The following is a 17908-nucleotide window of genomic DNA, read 5'->3' as shown; positions in this document are numbered from 1 at the left end:
CATAAATAAGTTAATTGTAAATCGTCTACATGACAACAAAGGCTTTTCTTTGGCATCGATTTATTAAAAAATAGTATAAGTTGCCTAATCCCTTAGGGGCCAAGCAAGTAAGAACCCAATGCCATAGTGATAGCAAAGGAAAAAATACAGACTAGACCAAACAAGAAAAGCCACCATTTTCTTGTTAAAATGGCGAGAATCAAGTAAATAAAACCAATAATTGGTAGCAAGAATAACAAGACAAAGGCAGACCAACTATAGGTTTGACTTCCTATACTCACAGTAAACTCAATCAAAGTCGGAGATAACCACAGAATCACAACCAGTAAGCTAGTCAGTTTTATAAATTTATCACTCACTACTAGTCTCATAACATCACCTCTTTTGATTGCTATACTACTTATATTTTAACAAAGAAAGCGCTTTTTCTCAAATGATTCAGATGTCTTTCTCTGTAAATTATGGTATACTGAGATATCAAACGAGGAAATTTTATGACCAACGAATTTTTACATTATGAAAAAATCAGCCGAGGAACTTGGCAATCATTACATCGTAAGACAACACCTCCTTTAACCGAGGAGGAATTAGATTCTATTAAGAGTTTCAATGACCAGATCAGTCTCCAAGATGTAACAGATATTTATCTACCGCTGGCTCACCTTATTCAAATCTACAAACGTTCCAAGGAAGATCTGGCCTTTTCAAAAGGAATTTTTCTCCAAAGAGAGAGTAAAAATCAGCCTTTTATTATCGGGATTTCAGGTAGTGTAGCAGTCGGAAAGTCAACTACTAGTCGACTCTTACAAATTCTGCTTTCTCGTATTTTTCCAGAAGCAAGTGTTGAATTAGTTACGACTGATGGTTTTTTGTATCCTAACAGTATCTTAAATGAACGAAATATCCTAAACCGAAAAGGTTTCCCCGAGAGCTATGATATGGAAGCTCTACTTAATTTTCTTGACCAACTTAAAAACGGGCAAGATGTTGACATTCCTGTTTATTCTCACGAAATCTATGATATCGTACCTGATAAAACACAAAGAGTTCAAGCAGCGGATTTTGTCATCGTAGAGGGTATCAACGTCTTTCAAACCCCTCATAACAGCCGTCTTTACATTACAGACTTCTTTGATTTTTCAATCTACGTAGACGCTGCAGTTGAGGATATCGAGAGTTGGTATTTGGACCGTTTCTTAAAACTCCTTAGTTTTGCACAAGATGATCCAAGCAACTATTACTATCGCTTCACCCAACAACCAATCAGTGAAGTCAAAGATTTTGCTCATCAGGTTTGGACTAGTATTAATTTGACCAATCTACAAAACTATATTGAACCGACTAGAAATCGGGCAGAAGTCATTCTTCATAAATCTAAAAATCATGAAATTGATGAAATTTATTTAAAAAAGTGATTTCCCCTTGTCAAAATAATAGTTTTCAGATATAATGGTATAGTTAGTAAATATGGAGGTAAGAACATTGGCAAACATTAAATCAGCTATCAAACGCGCTGAATTGAACGTTAAACAAAACGAAAAGAACTCAGCTCAAAAATCAGCTATGCGTACTGCTATCAAAGCTTTTGAAGCAAACCCATCTGAAGAACTTTACCGTGCTGCTAGCTCAGCCATCGATAAAGCAGAAACTAAAGGTTTGATCCACAAGAATAAAGCTAACCGTGATAAAGCACGTCTTGCAGCTAAACTTGGTTAATCTTTAACTGCATACAAAATGAGCTCTTCGGAGCTTTTTTTGTACACATTTTTCTGGAGGTTATCATGAAAATTGCTATTATAGGATATTCAGGATCAGGTAAATCTACTTTGGCTGAAAAACTTTCCAGCCACTACTCCATTCCCAAACTTCATATGGACCGATTGCAATTTCAGCCTGGTTGGGTAGACAGTGATCGCGATTGGATGTTAAAGGAGATGGCGACATTCCTTACTGAAAATGAGGATTGGGTTATTGACGGTAACTATAGCTGGTGTTACTATGAGGAAAGAATGGAGCAAGCTGACCAGATTATCTTTCTAAACTTTTCAGCTTGGAATTGTTTAGCAAGAGCCTTAAAACGCTATCTACAATACAGAGGAAAAGTTAGAGAAAGTATGGCAGACGGTTGTCCTGAACAGTTTAACTGGGAATTTATCCGCTGGATTCTCCGGGATGGCCGAACAAATAATGCTAAGGTAAGATACCAAAAATTAAGTGATACCTACCCTGAAAAGATGCATATTCTCCATTCTCAAGCAGAGATTGATTGTTTCTTACAATCTCTTAAAAAATAGACGATAGAGCAACATTCATTTAGGTCATAGTATGGACTGAATGACTAAAAAAGGAAGATTTTCTGGATGAAAATCTTCCTTTTTTGTGTCTTCTTTTATTCTGCAATTAAAGTCTCTAGACCAACCTTCATCATATCAGTGAAGGTGTTTTGGCGTTCTTCAGCTGTTGTATCCTCATCTGGATTAACCAAACTATCTGAGATGGTCATAATGGCAAGAGCATCAACATGGTGTTGAGCTGCCAAATAGTAAAGAGCTGCTGCTTCCATTTCCACAGCCTTGACTCCCCATTTTCCAAGCTCGATGTTCTTTTCAAAGTAGTTTGAGTAGAAAACATCTGATGACAAGACATTGCCGACATGTGTAGTCATGCCAAGGTCTTTAGCAATATGGTAAGCCTTATCTAGCAAGTCAAAACTTGCAATTTGTGGGAAATCGTATTGAGGCCAATCGTTGCGGATGATGTTTGAGTTAGTTGCAGCTGCTTGAGCCAAGACCAATTCACGGACGTGAACATCCTCATTCAAAGATCCAGCCGTTCCCACACGGATCAATTTCTTCACACCGTAGTCAACAATTAACTCACGCGCATAGATGGAGATTGATGGCATTCCCATCCCTGTTCCCATGACAGATACACGATGGCCCTTGTAAGTTCCAGTGTATCCAAACATGTTACGAACTTCGTTAAAGCAAACAGCATCTTCAAGGAAATTCTCAGCAATAAACTTGGCACGAAGAGGATCCCCAGGAAGAAGAATTTTATCAGCAATTTCACCCTGCTTAGCAGCAATATGGATAGACATAATATAAGATACCAAACCCGTCAAAAAGCGAAGGGAGAATAGGAGTTGGGCGCAGTGAGCGATGCTCGCTAGACCAACTATCTTTTTCCCACTGCTTTTAGGGTGGGTTCAATTCCTTTCTTTCTTAAATTTTATTATTTAGAGGAGAGTAAACAGTATTCAGTTTAGCGAATACGGCTTACCCATCCTTTCATTTTTTGTTTGTAGAAAAGCTTTCCGCTCGTGTTCAAATCTGAACACACGCCCTACCTTTCTTTTATTAATGTTGATTACAATTCAGCAAGAATAGCTTTAAGCAAGCCTTTGAAGTCGCCCTTGACTCGTTCGGTCACTTCTACGACTTCTTCGTGGTTGAGTTCTTCTTGGAAACCTGCAGCAAAGTTAGTAATACATGAAATACCAAGAACCTTCAAACCAGAATGTGCTGCAACGATGACTTCAGGAACTGTTGACATTCCGACAGCATCTGCACCAAGTGTCTTATACGCACGAATTTCAGCTGGAGTTTCGTAAGTTGGACCTGTTACACCGATATAAACACCATCGTCAAGTTTAACACCAAGTTTTTCAGCAACTGCATGTGCTGTAGCACGATATTCTGGGGTGTAAGCTTTTGACATATCAGGGAAACGTGGACCGAAGTCATCCAAGTTTTCACCAATCAATGGGTTTTGACCAGTCATGTTGATGTGGTCAGTGATAGCCATCAAAGTACCTGGACCAAATCCGATACCACCGGCAGCGTTGGTTACAATCACACCTTCACATCCCAAGACTTTCATAACACGAACTGGGAAGGTAACGACCTCAAGAGGATTTCCTTCGTAGAAGTGGAAACGTCCTTGAAGAGCCAAAACCTTACGTCCAGCAAGTTCACCGTACACCAATTTTCCAGCGTGTCCAACAACTGTTGAACGACCCCAGTTTGGAATTTCAGCGTAGTCTACTACGACTGGATTTTCGATTTCTTCAGCTAATTCTCCAAGTCCTGATCCAAGAATCAAGCCGAACTCTGGGGCTTCAACTCCCTTTTCTTTCAAGAAAGCAGCTGTTTCATTGATTTTTGCTAATAATGTCATTATCTATCTCCTTCTTATTGTTTTAAAAAATGACCAATTTTGTCAAAGGTATTAGCGTTACGAATGGTAATATTGCCATAGAAAGGCAACTTCAGTAGTTGTTTGTGATAGGCTGTTTTAGCGTAGGTTTCTTCTGACAATTTACCCCAGAAGATCCCTAATTTTCCAAAATGAAGCACTTCATCGACCAGTTCCAAACTGTTCACTTTCTCGATGACTTGATCCACATCCATACCCTCAGTGTAAAAGAGCACATCCTTTCGAGCCATCTCATGATTCCACCAATCAGGAAGATTTCTAAGCTCCTTTTCATAGTCTTCAAGACTCATCAAGGAAAAACTCTGAATAAATGGATAGTATCTTTCAAAGAAAGACTGTAATTTCTCTATTAATTTAGTTCTAGGCACATTGGTATCAAAGAAAATATTGCCACTATTGATGTAGCTTTCTACATTTTCTAATCCTAACTCCGTCAATTCTTGACGCAGCTGAGCCATGACCACCTTGTTCTTTCCACCGACATTAATGCCTCTAACAAGTAGAGCGTAACGAATCATCTTAAACTAATTTATCTAAGAAACTTTCACCAATCATGGCAGTTTCAACGCCAAAGTTATCCGCAATTGTTGCTGATATATCGGCGAAGTGTCCAACTGGAAGTAAACCATTTCCTTTGAAGGCTGGACTGTATGCCAAAAGTGGGATGTATTCACGAGTATGGTCTGTACCAGCATAGGTTGGATCGTTACCATGGTCAGCAGTAATCAAAAGAAGATCATCTTCTCTCATTGCTGCCATGATTTCTGGCAAGCGCTCATCAAACTCATGCAAGCAATCACGATAGCCTTGTGGATCACGACGGTGTCCATAAAGAGCATCGAAGTCTACCAAGTTTGTGAATGAGAAGCCTTCTTTGAAATCTTCAGATTTCATTGCTTTAATCAAATTATCAATACCATGGCTGTTTGATTTATTATGGCCCATATCATTGTTGATACCAGCACCGTTAAAGATATCGTTAATCTTACCAACCGCATAAGTATCAATGCCGGCTTCATTCAATTTATCCAAAACAGTTGGTGCAAATGGTGAAACAGCCAAGTCGCGACGATTTGCAGTACGTGTGAAGTTTCCTGGCTCCCCAACATATGGACGAGCAATGATACGACCAAGAAGAGCTGGACGCTCTAAAGTAATCGAACGAGCGTATTCGCAAATACGGTACAATTCATCCAAAGGAATAATGTCTTCGTGGGCTGCAATTTGAAGAACTGGGTCAGCTGACGTATAGATAATCAACTCACCAGTCTCCATTTGGCGTGGTCCGAAATCATCGATAACAGCTGTACCAGAATAAGGTTTGTTAGCTTCACGAATAACCTTACGGCCTGAAAATTCTTCAATCTTTGTAATAATTTCTTCAGGGAATCCATTCCAGAAAGTATCAAATGGTTCAGTGATATTAAGTCCCATGATTTCCCAGTGACCGGTCATGGTATCTTTCCCGAGAGAAACTTCTTCTAACTTAGTCGCATAACCAGTAGGGTTGCTTTCAGCTGGAACAGTCTTCAATGGTGTTTCGCGAGGGATGTTTCCAAGACCAAGTTTTGCCATGTTTGGTACATCCAAACCTACAGCTTTTGAAATGTGCCCAAGTGTGTCTGATGCACCATCAGGAACACCCGCATTTACAAAGTTATTAGCATCTGGTGCTGCACCGATTCCTACAGAATCTAGTACCACCAAGTGAATACGATTAAATTTTGGCATAGTGTGTCTCCTTTTTACTTTGATTATTTCGCTTTTGTTGAAGTTAAAACCTGAACGCCCTTTTGTCCAGCAACGATGACCTTATCGACCATTTGGTTAAACAAGCCGTGCTCAACGACACCAACGACGTGATCTAATTCTTGTCCCAGAGCAATTGGATCTTCAATCACTTCCAAGGCGAGGTCAATGATAAAGTTCTGCATATCCGTCACAAAACGTTGGCCATCCTTTTCACGGAAGTTCGGTTTATAGCCAGCTCGTTCAAATCGACGGAAGACCTGTTCGGAACCATATTGAACTACCTCTACAGGCAATTTAAAAGCACCCAGTTTCTCAACTAGTTTGCTCTCATCAACAACCCAGATATATTCTTTAGATGGAGTTGCGACAACCTTCTCCATTAGAAGAGCTCCTCCACCACCTTTGATTCCGTTAAACTGACTGTCTACTTCATCTGCACCATCGACTGTCAGGTCAACAAAGTCCACTTGGTCAATAGACTTAAGAGGAATATTGAGTCCTTCTGCCTGCTTGCTGGTCACACTAGAAGTCGTTACAGCTGTAATCTGCAAGCCTTCTTCCTTGATGCGACGACCTATCTCTTCTACGAAATAGTAGGCAGTTGAGCCTGTTCCAAGTCCGACAACCATACCATCTTTGACGAACTCAGCAGCCTTAATTCCTGCCATTTTTTTCAGATTTTCCACTTATACACCTCCAAATAGAGCTACTTATATTATATCATGAATACGCTTCAAATTCATCCAAATATCAGAAAAACCCGAACATTTTATTTCGGGTTTTTGATTCTTATTTAACCATATCAGGGTCATAGTCGTAAAATCCAGTATCCAAGAAACGATTTTTAGGATGTAGCTTACGAACTTCTTCATCGAGCAAGAAGGCTTGGTCATGTGTAAAGTTCCCTTCTTGAATTAAGCTACGTGCTTGGACAAAGAGTTTGGCAATTTCCACAAAGTTTTGTCCTGGAGTGTAGAGGCCTTCAAGCTTCCAATGAGTGAAGCCATGTTCTACCAACTCAGTCAACTTGGTCATCAAATCAAGGTCATTATTCGCAAAGATATGAGTTCCATGATTGTCTTCAAAAATAGAGTAATGACTCTCTGGATCACTAGGCTCGGCCAAGAACAAATCACGTTGACGAGATTTTTCATCATCAATTTGTGTGAAATTGTAGTAGTTTTGCAAGAGCGGACGCTTCGAATGGTGGATAACACTAGCACCGTATACCAAGACTTCAGCAGGAATTTCTAAAATTTCAGGCATTTTGAAAAGTTCTGCAGATGGGATTTCACGCGCCAAAACAGCTTCTGACGCTCCTGCTTTTTGTCCCCAGAAATTAATCTGACGACTGCTAGTGACCATGGTTGACGCATCATAAATGGTTTTGAAAGAATAGCCGTCACGCTTGACCACATAAAAGACACCTGCATCTCCAACAGTGATATAGTCAGCTTTAATTTCCTCTAGAAAATCCAAGAATGGCTTGATACGGTCCATCATGTCTTGGTGCATAAGAGCATTAACCGCAACGATTAATTCCTTACCTGCATCATGAACGATTTTTGCGATTTCGCGCAATTCTTCATGACTAAAGGTAGTTGGCAAACGAAGACCAAAATCTTTCTCACCGACATAAATGCGGTCGACACCAGCCTCGAGTAGCTGTTTTACTTGTTCAATACTTTCAGCAGTTGCTGTAATGATAATCTTTTCCATAGAGAAAATTATACCACATTTCCAAAAAATCAGCTATATAGAAAAGTGGGTCTTGTTAGTCCAAATTTTAAAAAAAGTTAACCGTATCAATAACAGTTCACTTTTTCGTTTTATGCTTGTGTCTTTTCGACAAGCCGTCCGTCATTCATAACATAAATACGGTCAACCTTATCTAGCAAGCGAGTATCATGCGTAATCATGACAACTCCCCTGCCTTGCTCATGGGCAATTGAAGCCAGCATATCTGTAACCTGATAAGCACGTTGCGTATCTAAGCTAGCTGTCGGCTCATCTGCAAGCACGATGATCGGATTATTGTATAGGGCTCTAGCAATTGCAGCTCGTTGGCGTTCTCCACCAGAGAGAGCTTTGGGATAGTGATTTTGAACCTTTTCCAAGTCCAACAAACTGAACAACTCTTGTCGGTTACTTTTTATAGATTTCTTTTTATCCAAACGGTCAATTAAATCTAATTGCTCCTTAACCGTTAAAAAGGGAATCAGATTTGAAGCCTGGAGAATAAAGCCAAATTCACTAAAGCGCAAATCCGTTTTTTCTTTTTCGGTTAGGTTTCCAGTCTCTTTTCCCTTTACCAGAATCTTGCCACTTGAAGCTTCCTGAAGTTGGCCTAGAGTCGTTAAAAAGGTTGTTTTACCTGACCCAGAAGGCCCTACAATGGCTACAAACTCACCAGCGTTTAGCTGAAAATTGGTCTCATGAAGAGCTGTCACTTTCATATTGCCTTCGCCATAAGTTTTTGTCACTTGAATCATCTCAATTAATCTAGTCATGTCATTCTCCTTATCATTCTGCAATGGCCGTAATTGGATCTACTTTTAGCAGACGAGGAAGCGAAATGACGCCTCCTAGAAGAGCCATCAAGCAGATGACCAGGCTTAACACAAAGTATGCCAGCCAACTAGGGTAGAAAAAGAAGGTTGCAGGTAAGACTAAAATGACAGCCCCAATGGCTAATAAAGCCATGCTTATTCCCAAACCAGATAAGAGAAAGATTTGACAGAAAAGGGACCATACGATGGATTTTATCTGAATTCCTTGTGCTCGCATAATGCCATAGAGGCCTAATTTTTGAATGGTAATGATGTAGATAAAAATTCCTACAATCAGACCTGTAATGACAATCATTGCTAGAATCATTCCTGAGAATACATTGACCTGAGGGGTATAACCAGGAATTTTTGAAATCATTTTTTGAATAGAAATCTGCTTCAAGCCATCGCCAGTCACTTCTACATCATTTTGCAATACTAATGCAGAAATAGATTGATTAGCTTTTGTTGTTCCTTGTAAATTCCAATACGTTGTTAAGCTCGTAAAGACAACAGGTTCTGTGAAAAATTTATTTCCTTTGGTCAAACCTACAATCTTAAAACTTGTTTCACTCCCGTTGAGTTGAATTGCGTCTCCAAGTTTGATGCCATAATTTTCAAAAGACTGATCCACTACCACTTCTTGGTCATTTTCTGGGTAACGCCCTTCAATCAAGGTTGGAGAGATAAAACTGTCCCACTCTTGACCGAAAATAGAGACATTAATCTTGTCACTACTATTAACCAAGTTTGTTACAGCAAACATATAGCTTAGGGGAACAGCATCCTCAGAAACCTTATCCTTGTAGTCTTTTTCAGGTATAAAGGATGCAGTCAAATTATCGTTTGCATAATCGGATAGAACAACTCCTGTTGCTTGCCAATTATCGATAGCAGCCCTATTATTTCGAACAAGCCCGAGAGCCAAACTTGTCATAAAAAAGACCATAAAAGCAATGAGAAAAATGGTAGTTAGAATTAAACTGTAACGTAGTTTATTCTGTAAAATTTCTTTGATAGCAAGATACATGCCAATCTCCTTTAACTATTCTGTTGCCGGGGAATACAGCCCCCCTCTACCATAGCACTAAAGATAGAAAACCATCTTGTCATGAACAACTAGAATCAATTTAAAAGAATCCTGTCCTTACTTCGAAATTGAATTTATTTGCATCAGTGTATGATTTTTATTCGTTTTAATCATCAAATTTCCACTCATTGGAATAAGAGAAAAATAATAAAGTTTAAACGGTTCACCCATCCTATCATTTTCCCTAAGGCATGTCAAGAAAACCGACTTTGTCCTTGAAAACAGATTTTATGCAATTTGTAACCATTCTGTAATAATTCTCTCTTTAAAAAGTGATAAAATAGTAATGTATTGTTAAGGAGAGAAATATGCCCGCTAGAAAATTACACCCGTATGAGTTAGAACAAGAAAGTGTAAAAACTGCTCAGTTTCAAGATTATGTTCCAGAAAATGCTTCTGTTGCTAGTGTAAAGGAAGTCCTATTTTTTGTAAACATCGCTTGCTTCTGCGTCTTTTTAGCGATTTTTAGCTTTTTGTTCTTATCACTAAAAGTAAACACTGTTTTATCATTTGCTTTGGCTATCGGTCTTAGTCTTGTAGCATTGCAATTTCAGCGTACTTTTATCAAGAAAAAATTCAAATAAAAACCTTCGATGAATCGAAGGTTTTTTTATTTATTCTTTCGTTTAGATGGTGTTGAGATCGCTATCTTGACTTCAAAAATTGTTCCGTTAGGTTTGTTATCTTTTACACTGATGCTTCCTTTAAGGGCATCTACGATTTGCTTAGCCAAAGACAAGCCTAAACCGAAACCACCCTTTTGACGTGTCCGAGCTTTATCAACGCGATAAAATCGATCAAAGATTTTCTTTTTATCGGCTGCAGAAATACCAATTCCATTATCTGCTACCTTTAGATAGAGACTGCGTTCTGTCGTTGAAATCTCAAAATAAATATCTCCTTCTTCTTCTGTATACTTGACAGCATTGTCAAACAGAATGGTCATCAATTGCTTGAGGAGAAGTTTATCTGTGATGATAGTGCGATGAACACGATTCGAGAAACGAAAAATACGATTATTCTCGGACGCAATCATCTCATAGTTAGTAAAGGTTGTATTAAAGAAATCTGGCTCTACCTCTCCAAACTCAGGCTTGATTCCATCATCCCTACGTGCCAAATTGAGAAGGTTAGTCGTTAGAAACTTCATATTTCGAACTTCTTCCAAACTAGAAGCGATACTCTCACTTGACTCCATAATAGTCGCCTCTGGTTTTCTAAAAAGAGTTTCCAGACGGTTCTGAAGAACTGCCAACGGAGTCCGTAATTCATGACTGGCATTTTCCACAAAACTTTTCTGCTTTTGCATACTTTCAAGTAAGGGTTTAACACTGACACGTGCAAGATAGAGACTGGCTAAGATAGATAGAATCCAAAAACTTGCCATCACCACCACGATTAACTGCTCGTGGTTTTGACTAATTTGCTCTAGTTGGCTTGTGTTAATCAGGATAGCAGCATACTTAATATTAGTCGAAACAGAATCAATTTTTATTTCTGTCAGTACAACGCGATAAATCTCATCCTGACCGTAGCTATTGACAACATGAAGTTGGCGGATATGATTTAAATCCTTTTTATTGAAAGTTATTCTGTCTAATCCTAAAAAGCGATTGCCAGTCACTAATTGATTCAAATTTGAATCTAGCAAAATCACTTCAGTATTGGAACTCACATTTGGTTTTTTATCAGATGCTGGAGCGACATTGCCACTATCTAAATCCTTAACGTCTTCAGTTGCACGATTGACGGCCAATTGAATAATGTCCTGAGGATTGTTGCTGAGAGATAGCAGTTTCTCATCCACTGATGTGTAGAGACTGGAGTGCATAACCTGCAAGATAATCAAGGTCATGGCAGAGAAAATTAGGGTGAAAACACCAAAATTACGGATAAAGTAGCTAAAATCTTCTGCGTACCAATTCTTTTTTAATTTCTTAAACATGTTTTAAAATATACCCAACACTACGCAAAGTTTGGAGATTTTCAGCAAAGGCTGAACCTTTCAATTTCTTACGAACTTTTGATACATAAACTTCTACAACGGAAATGGTTGTGTCACTGTCAAATCCCCATAAACGGTCAAAAATTTGTGTTTTTGGTAAGATAACATTTTGATTTTGGAGGAAATAAACCAGAAGCTCAAATTCTTTACCCAATAGTTCCACAACAGTATCATTGACTTTAACCTCATTTGTAGATAAATTGACAGTCAAATCACCATAAGAAAGAATATTTTCGTTGAACTTACCAGAACGTTTGAGCAGAGCCTGGATACGCATCTTGAGTTCTTCTAGGTAGAATGGTTTTGTTAGATAATCATCTGCCCCAAGCTCAAATCCATGACCTTTGTCATCGAGACTTTCCTTGGCTGTCATGATGAGAACAGGAGTCGAGACACCTTTTTCACGTAGTTCTTTTAAGACTTGGAAACCATTTTTTTCTGGTAACATCAAGTCCAATAGAATCAAGTCATAGACACCACTTTCAGCCTCATAAAGACCTTCTTCTCCATCAAAAACCTGCATGACATCCGCAAAATCATCCAAAAAATCAAAGACTGAATTTGACAGACCTAGGTCATCTTCCACTAATAGAATTTTGATCATCAAAAATTCCTCCTTATTATATCCATTATAGCAAAAATATCTTAAAAAAAACTCAACTTTCCTTGTTTTTCTATGAGAAAGTTGAGTTTTTATATACTATTTAGTCAAGAAGTTTTTAAGCCTTGCCATATTGTGCAACAGCTGCTTCAACTGCTGTTTTTTCACGCTTGATCAATTCAACGCGTGCTGCGATTTCCTTGATTCCCATACCGATGTTACGGCTAAGAGCTAGGTCAGAAAGTTGTGGCTCAAAGAATTCCTTGTATTCCGCCAAGCGTTGCTCTGTCTTGAATACATGGGCAGGAAGGATAACAAAGCTATCAAAGCTCATATCTCCTCCAAGGGCCGCCTTAATCCAAGCCCAGTTTTCACGCGCCCAAGACCAAACTGGTTCCTGAGTTTCCTTATGACCTAAGAACTGATAATACCATGCAGACAAATCTTGTGGTTTCACGACAAATTTGTCCTTCCAAGAAGCAATCAAGGTTTGGATATTATCCGCATCTGTACTGTAGGCAAGAGCAGCTGCTAATTGACGTTTGAAGACTGCATCTGTTGCATGAGTGTAAAGATCCAGATAAGTCGCTACCAAGTCCTTAGTCTCATGATGTTTGATTTCATTGATGAGGACTTGAGCACGAATGGCTGCTGGAAGTCCTGCAAGTTTTTCTTTATGGGCTGCAAAGATTTGACTTGCTACCTGACTAGCTTCTTCGTCATTTGAACGAATCATCATAGAAATGGTTAATTGACGAACCAACTCATCTTCATCAGATTCACCCTCTTTTGCTTCAAAACCAAGTCGTTCATAGTTGTGACGGGCCAACTTAGCAATGAGGTTATTAAAGGCTTTCTCAGCTTCTGTTCCTTCATCGATAAAGCGCTCAAGGGCACCAATAACCTGAGAAACTGCAGCAACAACCAGGTAAGACTCTTCCTTGGCAAGTTTATCAAGTACTGGCAACAAGTCTGCATATGATACATGTCCTGCTTCAGCAAGCAAACGACGTTCTTGGACGATTTGAAGCTTACTTGTGTTATCAAGTGTCTCTAAGTCAGCAAGAACAGCATCTAACAATTCACCTTGATAGTCAGTAATGTAGTGGGCAGTATTTTCAGTGTTAAGACGAAGAGCTGTTTTGTTTTCAGCAAGAAGCGCTGCATAGCCAGGAATTTCGATACTTTCAGTTTCCAGAGTATCTGGTAGTCCTTTCCAGTTACTGTTCAGTGGCACTACCCAGAGACGGTTCTTGTCTTCGTGCTCACCGATAAAGAATTGTTTTTGAGAAATCTTCAAAACATCATTTTCAACTGTAACAGTCAAAACTGGATAACCAGGTTGCTCCAACCAAGAATCCATAAAGGCTGCTACATCACGGCCTGATGCTTGACCAAGGGCATTCCAAAGGTCGCGACCAATGGTATTTCCGTATTGGTGTTTTTCAAAGTAAGCACGCAAACCTTTAGCAAAATCAGCATCTCCTAGCCAACGACGAAGCATGTGCATGAGACGGCTACCTTTAGCATAAACAATAGCAGCGTCAAAGAGGGTATTGATTTCATCTGGATGTTTAACTTCAACGTGAACAGACTGAACACCATCCGTCGCATCACGTTTAAGTGCGGCTGGCACTCCACTTGTTTGGAAGTCTTCAAAGATATTCCAGCTTGGCTCAATCGCATCCACACAGACGTATTCCATCATATTCGCGAAGCTTTCGTTGAGCCAGAGGTCATCCCACCATTTCATAGTTACGAGGTTACCGAACCATTGGTGAGCAAGTTCGTGGGCAATGACAAGGGCTACTTGTTGACGGCTGGCAAAGGTAGAGTTCTCATCTACAACCAAGTAGACTTCACGGTAGGTTACGAGACCCCAGTTTTCCATAGCACCAGCTGAGAAGTCAGGAAGGGCGATATGAAGAGATTGAGGAATTGGATACTTAACTCCATAGTAATCTTCGTAGAACTCGATTGAGCGAACAGCGATATCTAATGAAAACTCAAGGTTTGAAAGTGGGTGTGCCTTGGTTGAGTAAACACCAACGAGAGTACCATTTTTAGTTGTAGCAGTTACCCCTTGCAAATCACCAGCCACAAAAGCTAACAAGTAAGAAGACATGCGAGGTGTTGTCTCAAACTTCCAGATGCCAGTTTCCTTGCGATTTTCAACGTCAATTTCGGGCATGTTTGACAAGGCAAGTTCGCCTTCTGCTTGGTCAAAACGAAGAGATAGGTCAAAAGTTGCTTTAGCTTCTGGCTCATCCACACATGGAAAGGCTTCGCGGGCAAAGTGGCTCTCAAACTGAGTTGACAAGACTTCCTTCTTAACCCCATCAACTGTGTAGTATGATGGATAGATTCCTGTCATGTTGTCTGTGATTTTACCTGAAAAAGCAATAACCAATTCAACTGAACCTGCTTCTGCAAGTTCGATATGAAGAGCTTCGTTTTCGTTATCAACTGTAAATGGACGAGCTTGTCCTGCTACTTCAACTGAAGAAATCTCCAGATCTTTTTGGTGAAGGGAAATACGGTCACTTTTAGCTTGACCAGTAATGGTTACTTTTCCTGAAAACGTCTTGGTCTCACGACTCAAGTCTAAAAACAAATCATAATGTTCAGGAACAAATTTTTCAATATAATGTTCTACTGCTTGCATCATATTCTCCTATTCTAAATTTCTGAGCGAATGCTCTAGTTCAAACATACCTATTTTATCATATTTTTAAATAGAAAGAAGGATTGAAATGATTTTTACAATATTTTCATCTCGCATAACTCTATAGATATTTTATAAAAATTGTTAAGTCGTATTATTTGACCGCTTAATATGTTAGTGCTAAAATTGTCTTGTTTGGTAAATCAACTATAAAAAGGAGGAACAATGAAAAAGTTATTTTTTGCTGTTATTTCTGCGTTTGCGGCCCTAGCACTTCTAATTTCTATTGGTGCATATAGTACCCAAGCAAAAGAATTAACAAGCCAAGTGAAGATTTCTCAAGTGAAAACTGAAGGCGAAAAGATTTCATATCACTGGGAAATTGATTCAGGTGTGGAAGTCGGAGATACATTCAAGATTTCTATGCCAGAGGACGTTAAGTTTGCTTCTTCTGCTTTTAGCTCAATGAAAAACTCTAGTGGCGAAGAAATTGCAACAGGAAAAGTATCAGATGATGGTAAGACTTTGACTATCACCTTTGTAAAAGGAGGAAATAAAGGGGCCGAAGGAAACGTATCATTCTGGTATAAATGGGATGGAGATAATACCACTGGTCAAGACCAAGAACGCTCCATAAAAATCGGTTCAGAATCCGCAATCGTGAGACGTTCTGGACAAGGTCCAGTACCAGTCCTACTTCCGATTAAGAAGTATAATTCTGGTGGTACAGATAACACTAACTTGCAACACGCTCAAAAAATTTGGGGACCTACAGGAATTCCAGACTGGAGAGATACCCTAGAAGTAACTGATAAGACTACTGATGGTTTCTTGTTCTGGCACATCTCAGTAAACAATGCTGTTGACAAGAAAGAAGCCGCTTCAAGCATCGTCTTTACTGACCAAATGCCTAACCTTCCTGCACTTGATTATAGCCGTATTAAATCTGCTAAAGGTCAAGATGTGTCTCAATACTTCAAAGGTGGAACTTACCTTCCAGCATCATTTGACTTGAAAGTCAATGGTAAAACTCTAGTTGTCAACGGAGTATCAATGTCTGGTCTTGCATTAGAACCATACATTGAGTGGACAGAACATGGATTTAAACTTGATTTGACTAAGGTCAGCGACCAATTTAAAGTTGCATCTACAGACGAAATTACCCTATCATATCAAACACTTCTACAACATGCTGATCAAATCAAGAGCGTAACAAACGTTGCTTCTCTTACAAGCGATCAACACAAAACAGCTGTAACCAAAGAAAACACTTGGGTTAACAAAGCTGCTTCAGCAGATGCACAAGTCTACAATAGTGATGTAACAACTACAACAACGACTACATCTACTACCACAACAACTTCAATAACTTCAACAACGACTACGACATCTACTACTACAACTACTGAGTCTACGACTTCATCCACTACAACTACAACTCCTGAATCTACAACTTCATCCACTACAACTACGACTGAAGAGCCTAAGACTTCAACTTCTACTACTACGACTCCAGAAGAGCCAACTAGTCAAAATAGTAGCGAGGAAGAAACAAGCTCTACAACTACAACAACTACTGAGTCTACAACTTCTACTACGACTCCAGAAGAGCCAACTAGCCAGAATAGTAGTGAAGAAAAATCAAGCTCTACAACTACAGAGAAATCAACTTCAGAGACAACAGCTCCTGGATCTAATAGTTCAACAACTACAACTCATGGAGGACCTACAACAGTTTCAACAACTGGAGACAAACCAGGACTTCCAAATACTGGTGAACGTAATAGCTTAATTGTTTCTGTTGCTGGTGTTGCAATGCTTATCGTAGCTGTAGGAACAGTTTTACATTATCGTAAAAAATAATCAACCAATGTAGAAGTGATATGAATAGGGATTCAAAAGACAAACATCTTTGAAAACTTTATCCAATAACTTTACTTGTTAGATTCAAAAAAGCGGACATGATTGTCCGCTTTTTGTTTAGCTAATTTAGCATTTAAAGTCAGAAAAAGTTTTGGAAAGTGATTTCCAAAACTTTATTTCTTCTAGTAGTCTACAGAGGGTATACCTTGCGAAATTCTTCCAAAACAACCTTGCTTTCGGGTGTGAAAGTCAGACCAGCTTCCTCCAGCCACTCCGTGAAAAATTCCTCATGAACTTGACGCCAGTAGGTCAGAGATTTGTCTCCTTCACCTTCCTTATAGGCATGATCGGCTGACACTTGATGGAAAAGCTGAATAGAAACCTTTGTGACTTCGACAATGCAGACAGCTTGATCTTGACTGTCTAAAACGACATCAAAGGTCCCTGCTTGAGGTAGGGGTTCGTCCTCTACTGCGTAGAGGTCATAGGCAGAGGCTGTTGCTGTTTTTTCGCCTTTAAAGACCAGTTCCGCTAAAAGGTCTGGATCCACTCCAAAGGCCCATGCATCTATCTCATCTCCAATCGAGGGGTTGATTTGCTTGTAGGCATTCCACATTTCTTGCGGTGTCATTTCTTCTCCTTCTTTTCTTTCACCTTCCAATTATTATATCTTGTCAGTTCTAATTTAGGAAATCCTAGTAACTCTACCTTCACCTTCAATACTAAGGGTGAGGCATTTTCTTCGGTAATCTGCTCAAGAGGAAGCCAAATTGCCTTTGCTGAATCATTGTTTCCATCAAGAACCTCCTGAGGAAGGGATTGTTGAGAGTTCTCGAAATCGAGTACGATATCGTAAAAGGCCATGATATGATGTACTGCGAAGTCTTGCCCCTCTTCTTGAACCAGCACATCATACATCCTAGGATTTGAATAACGGCTAAGCGTATAGCCTGTCTCTTCCAGAACTTCTCTCTTGAGGGTTTCTGTCAACCCCTCACCGAGTTCCTGACTACCACCCGGTAGATCAAAACGATGTTGATAGGGGCCTCTTGTTTTTTCAATACAGAGCAGTTTTCCCTCTTGAAGACAGACTCCGTATACCCCAAAGTGATTTTTGATTTCCATATTCTACTCTTTTCTAAAAGTCCAAGATCGATAACTTACC

General features: G+C 39.4%; 19 protein-coding genes. 5 read left to right on the top strand and 14 right to left on the bottom strand.

Annotation, left to right across the window (positions count from 1 at the left end):
- Positions 1 to 92: 92 nt before the first annotated feature.
- Complete coding sequence (locus NMM19_RS02545; RefSeq protein WP_254729771.1) at positions 93 to 371, bottom strand: 1,4-dihydroxy-2-naphthoate prenyltransferase; 279 nt, start codon at positions 369 to 371, stop codon at positions 93 to 95.
- Between the two features lie 123 nt (positions 372 to 494).
- On the opposite strand from NMM19_RS02545, the gene coaA reads away from it, so the two are divergent.
- From coaA to NMM19_RS02530, 3 genes are all read left to right on the top strand, one after another.
- Positions 495 to 1415, top strand: coding sequence for a type I pantothenate kinase (gene coaA, locus NMM19_RS02540; protein ID WP_045615125.1), 921 nt, complete (start codon positions 495 to 497; stop codon positions 1413 to 1415).
- A 52-nt stretch (positions 1416 to 1467) separates the two neighbouring features.
- Positions 1468 to 1716, top strand: coding sequence for a 30S ribosomal protein S20 (gene rpsT, locus NMM19_RS02535; protein ID WP_029689886.1), 249 nt, complete (start codon positions 1468 to 1470; stop codon positions 1714 to 1716).
- 65 nt (positions 1717 to 1781) lie between these two features.
- On the top strand, positions 1782 to 2294 hold the full coding sequence (locus tag NMM19_RS02530) for a DNA topology modulation protein (RefSeq protein WP_254729769.1): 513 nt from the start codon (positions 1782 to 1784) through the stop codon (positions 2292 to 2294).
- A gap of 95 nt (positions 2295 to 2389) precedes the next feature.
- Here the strand turns inward: NMM19_RS02530 and deoD are convergent, their stop codons facing one another.
- The 8 genes from deoD to NMM19_RS02490 form a co-directional block, all read right to left on the bottom strand.
- A complete protein-coding gene (gene deoD / locus NMM19_RS02525) occupies positions 2390 to 3100 on the bottom strand; it encodes a purine-nucleoside phosphorylase (RefSeq protein ID WP_025173256.1) in 711 nt (236 codons plus the stop codon).
- Positions 3101 to 3369: 269 nt separating this feature from the next.
- A complete protein-coding gene (locus NMM19_RS02520; RefSeq protein WP_000173180.1) occupies positions 3370 to 4179 on the bottom strand; it encodes a purine-nucleoside phosphorylase in 810 nt (269 codons plus the stop codon).
- A 14-nt stretch (positions 4180 to 4193) separates the two neighbouring features.
- Positions 4194 to 4736 carry a DUF1697 domain-containing protein gene (locus tag NMM19_RS02515; protein ID WP_254729768.1) on the bottom strand — a complete coding sequence of 181 codons (543 nt, stop codon included), beginning with the start codon at positions 4734 to 4736 and terminating at the stop codon, positions 4194 to 4196.
- Position 4737: 1 nt separating this feature from the next.
- Positions 4738 to 5949, bottom strand: a complete 1212-nt coding sequence (locus NMM19_RS02510; protein ID WP_254729767.1) for a phosphopentomutase — start codon at positions 5947 to 5949, stop codon at positions 4738 to 4740.
- Positions 5950 to 5972: 23 nt separating this feature from the next.
- Positions 5973 to 6656 (bottom strand): ribose-5-phosphate isomerase RpiA, encoded by a 684-nt coding sequence (rpiA, locus tag NMM19_RS02505; RefSeq protein ID WP_254729766.1) that lies wholly within the window; start codon positions 6654 to 6656, stop codon positions 5973 to 5975.
- A 103-nt stretch (positions 6657 to 6759) separates the two neighbouring features.
- Positions 6760 to 7689 carry a peptidase U32 family protein gene (locus NMM19_RS02500; RefSeq protein ID WP_254729764.1) on the bottom strand — a complete coding sequence of 310 codons (930 nt, stop codon included), beginning with the start codon at positions 7687 to 7689 and terminating at the stop codon, positions 6760 to 6762.
- Positions 7690 to 7799: 110 nt separating this feature from the next.
- Positions 7800 to 8480: an ABC transporter ATP-binding protein gene (locus tag NMM19_RS02495; protein ID WP_254729762.1), complete on the bottom strand. Its 681-nt coding sequence runs from the start codon at positions 8478 to 8480 to the stop codon at positions 7800 to 7802.
- A gap of 13 nt (positions 8481 to 8493) precedes the next feature.
- A complete protein-coding gene (locus NMM19_RS02490; RefSeq protein WP_254729760.1) occupies positions 8494 to 9549 on the bottom strand; it encodes an ABC transporter permease in 1056 nt (351 codons plus the stop codon).
- Between the two features lie 368 nt (positions 9550 to 9917).
- Here NMM19_RS02490 and NMM19_RS02485 point away from each other — a divergent pair, with 368 nt between their 5' ends.
- The gene (locus tag NMM19_RS02485; protein ID WP_254729758.1) at positions 9918 to 10193 is read left to right on the top strand and encodes a DUF3270 family protein; all 276 of its coding nucleotides are present in this window, start codon (positions 9918 to 9920) and stop codon (positions 10191 to 10193) included.
- Between the two features lie 26 nt (positions 10194 to 10219).
- Here NMM19_RS02485 and NMM19_RS02480 read toward each other — a convergent pair whose 3' ends face one another.
- The 3 genes from NMM19_RS02480 to NMM19_RS02470 all read right to left on the bottom strand — a co-directional run bounded on the left by NMM19_RS02480 (position 10220) and on the right by NMM19_RS02470 (position 14880).
- Positions 10220 to 11554 carry a cell wall metabolism sensor histidine kinase WalK gene (locus tag NMM19_RS02480; RefSeq protein WP_254729756.1) on the bottom strand — a complete coding sequence of 445 codons (1335 nt, stop codon included), beginning with the start codon at positions 11552 to 11554 and terminating at the stop codon, positions 10220 to 10222.
- A complete protein-coding gene (locus tag NMM19_RS02475; RefSeq protein ID WP_049495946.1) occupies positions 11547 to 12218 on the bottom strand; it encodes a response regulator transcription factor in 672 nt (223 codons plus the stop codon). The genes NMM19_RS02480 and NMM19_RS02475 overlap by 8 nt, the downstream gene beginning before the upstream one ends.
- Before the next feature lie 115 nt (positions 12219 to 12333).
- Positions 12334 to 14880 (bottom strand): M1 family metallopeptidase, encoded by a 2547-nt coding sequence (locus tag NMM19_RS02470; RefSeq protein WP_254729754.1) that lies wholly within the window; start codon positions 14878 to 14880, stop codon positions 12334 to 12336.
- A 225-nt stretch (positions 14881 to 15105) separates the two neighbouring features.
- On the opposite strand from NMM19_RS02470, the gene NMM19_RS02465 reads away from it, so the two are divergent.
- On the top strand, positions 15106 to 16743 hold the full coding sequence (locus NMM19_RS02465) for an LPXTG cell wall anchor domain-containing protein (protein ID WP_254729752.1): 1638 nt from the start codon (positions 15106 to 15108) through the stop codon (positions 16741 to 16743).
- A 190-nt stretch (positions 16744 to 16933) separates the two neighbouring features.
- Here NMM19_RS02465 and NMM19_RS02460 read toward each other — a convergent pair whose 3' ends face one another.
- Both NMM19_RS02460 and NMM19_RS02455 read right to left on the bottom strand, forming a co-directional pair.
- Positions 16934 to 17374 (bottom strand): ASCH domain-containing protein, encoded by a 441-nt coding sequence (locus tag NMM19_RS02460; RefSeq protein ID WP_254729750.1) that lies wholly within the window; start codon positions 17372 to 17374, stop codon positions 16934 to 16936.
- Positions 17371 to 17868, bottom strand: a complete 498-nt coding sequence (locus NMM19_RS02455; protein WP_254729748.1) for an NUDIX hydrolase — start codon at positions 17866 to 17868, stop codon at positions 17371 to 17373. Before NMM19_RS02455 ends, NMM19_RS02460 begins: the two co-directional genes overlap by 4 nt.
- Positions 17869 to 17908 lie beyond the last annotated feature (40 nt).

Origin of the sequence: Streptococcus sp. CF8_St5-17 (assembly GCF_024295665.1) — a bacterium.
In the GTDB taxonomy this organism is placed as follows: Bacteria; Bacillota; Bacilli; order Lactobacillales; family Streptococcaceae; genus Streptococcus.
Note: the sequence above shows the minus strand (reverse complement) of the source record. Positions and strands in the feature narration are given on the sequence as shown.

What these genes read in the sequence shown, in the direction of transcription:
- NMM19_RS02470 (WP_254729754.1), bottom strand. Translation starts at nt 14,880, where the DNA reads ATGCAAGCAGTAGAACATTATATTGAAAAATTTGTTCCTGAACATTAT.
- NMM19_RS02530 (WP_254729769.1), top strand. Translation starts at nt 1,782, where the DNA reads ATGAAAATTGCTATTATAGGATATTCAGGATCAGGTAAATCTACTTTG.
- NMM19_RS02480 (WP_254729756.1), bottom strand. Translation starts at nt 11,554, where the DNA reads ATGTTTAAGAAATTAAAAAAGAATTGGTACGCAGAAGATTTTAGCTAC.
- NMM19_RS02500 (WP_254729764.1), bottom strand. Translation starts at nt 7,689, where the DNA reads ATGGAAAAGATTATCATTACAGCAACTGCTGAAAGTATTGAACAAGTA.
- NMM19_RS02455 (WP_254729748.1), bottom strand. Translation starts at nt 17,868, where the DNA reads ATGGAAATCAAAAATCACTTTGGGGTATACGGAGTCTGTCTTCAAGAG.
- rpsT (WP_029689886.1), top strand. Translation starts at nt 1,468, where the DNA reads ATGGAGGTAAGAACATTGGCAAACATTAAATCAGCTATCAAACGCGCT.
- NMM19_RS02485 (WP_254729758.1), top strand. Translation starts at nt 9,918, where the DNA reads ATGCCCGCTAGAAAATTACACCCGTATGAGTTAGAACAAGAAAGTGTA.
- NMM19_RS02515 (WP_254729768.1), bottom strand. Translation starts at nt 4,736, where the DNA reads ATGATTCGTTACGCTCTACTTGTTAGAGGCATTAATGTCGGTGGAAAG.
- NMM19_RS02465 (WP_254729752.1), top strand. Translation starts at nt 15,106, where the DNA reads ATGAAAAAGTTATTTTTTGCTGTTATTTCTGCGTTTGCGGCCCTAGCA.
- NMM19_RS02460 (WP_254729750.1), bottom strand. Translation starts at nt 17,374, where the DNA reads ATGACACCGCAAGAAATGTGGAATGCCTACAAGCAAATCAACCCCTCG.
- NMM19_RS02520 (WP_000173180.1), bottom strand. Translation starts at nt 4,179, where the DNA reads ATGACATTATTAGCAAAAATCAATGAAACAGCTGCTTTCTTGAAAGAA.
- NMM19_RS02510 (WP_254729767.1), bottom strand. Translation starts at nt 5,949, where the DNA reads ATGCCAAAATTTAATCGTATTCACTTGGTGGTACTAGATTCTGTAGGA.
- NMM19_RS02545 (WP_254729771.1), bottom strand. Translation starts at nt 371, where the DNA reads ATGAGACTAGTAGTGAGTGATAAATTTATAAAACTGACTAGCTTACTG.
- coaA (WP_045615125.1), top strand. Translation starts at nt 495, where the DNA reads ATGACCAACGAATTTTTACATTATGAAAAAATCAGCCGAGGAACTTGG.
- NMM19_RS02475 (WP_049495946.1), bottom strand. Translation starts at nt 12,218, where the DNA reads ATGATCAAAATTCTATTAGTGGAAGATGACCTAGGTCTGTCAAATTCA.
- deoD (WP_025173256.1), bottom strand. Translation starts at nt 3,100, where the DNA reads ATGTCTATCCATATTGCTGCTAAGCAGGGTGAAATTGCTGATAAAATT.
- NMM19_RS02495 (WP_254729762.1), bottom strand. Translation starts at nt 8,480, where the DNA reads ATGACTAGATTAATTGAGATGATTCAAGTGACAAAAACTTATGGCGAA.
- NMM19_RS02490 (WP_254729760.1), bottom strand. Translation starts at nt 9,549, where the DNA reads ATGTATCTTGCTATCAAAGAAATTTTACAGAATAAACTACGTTACAGT.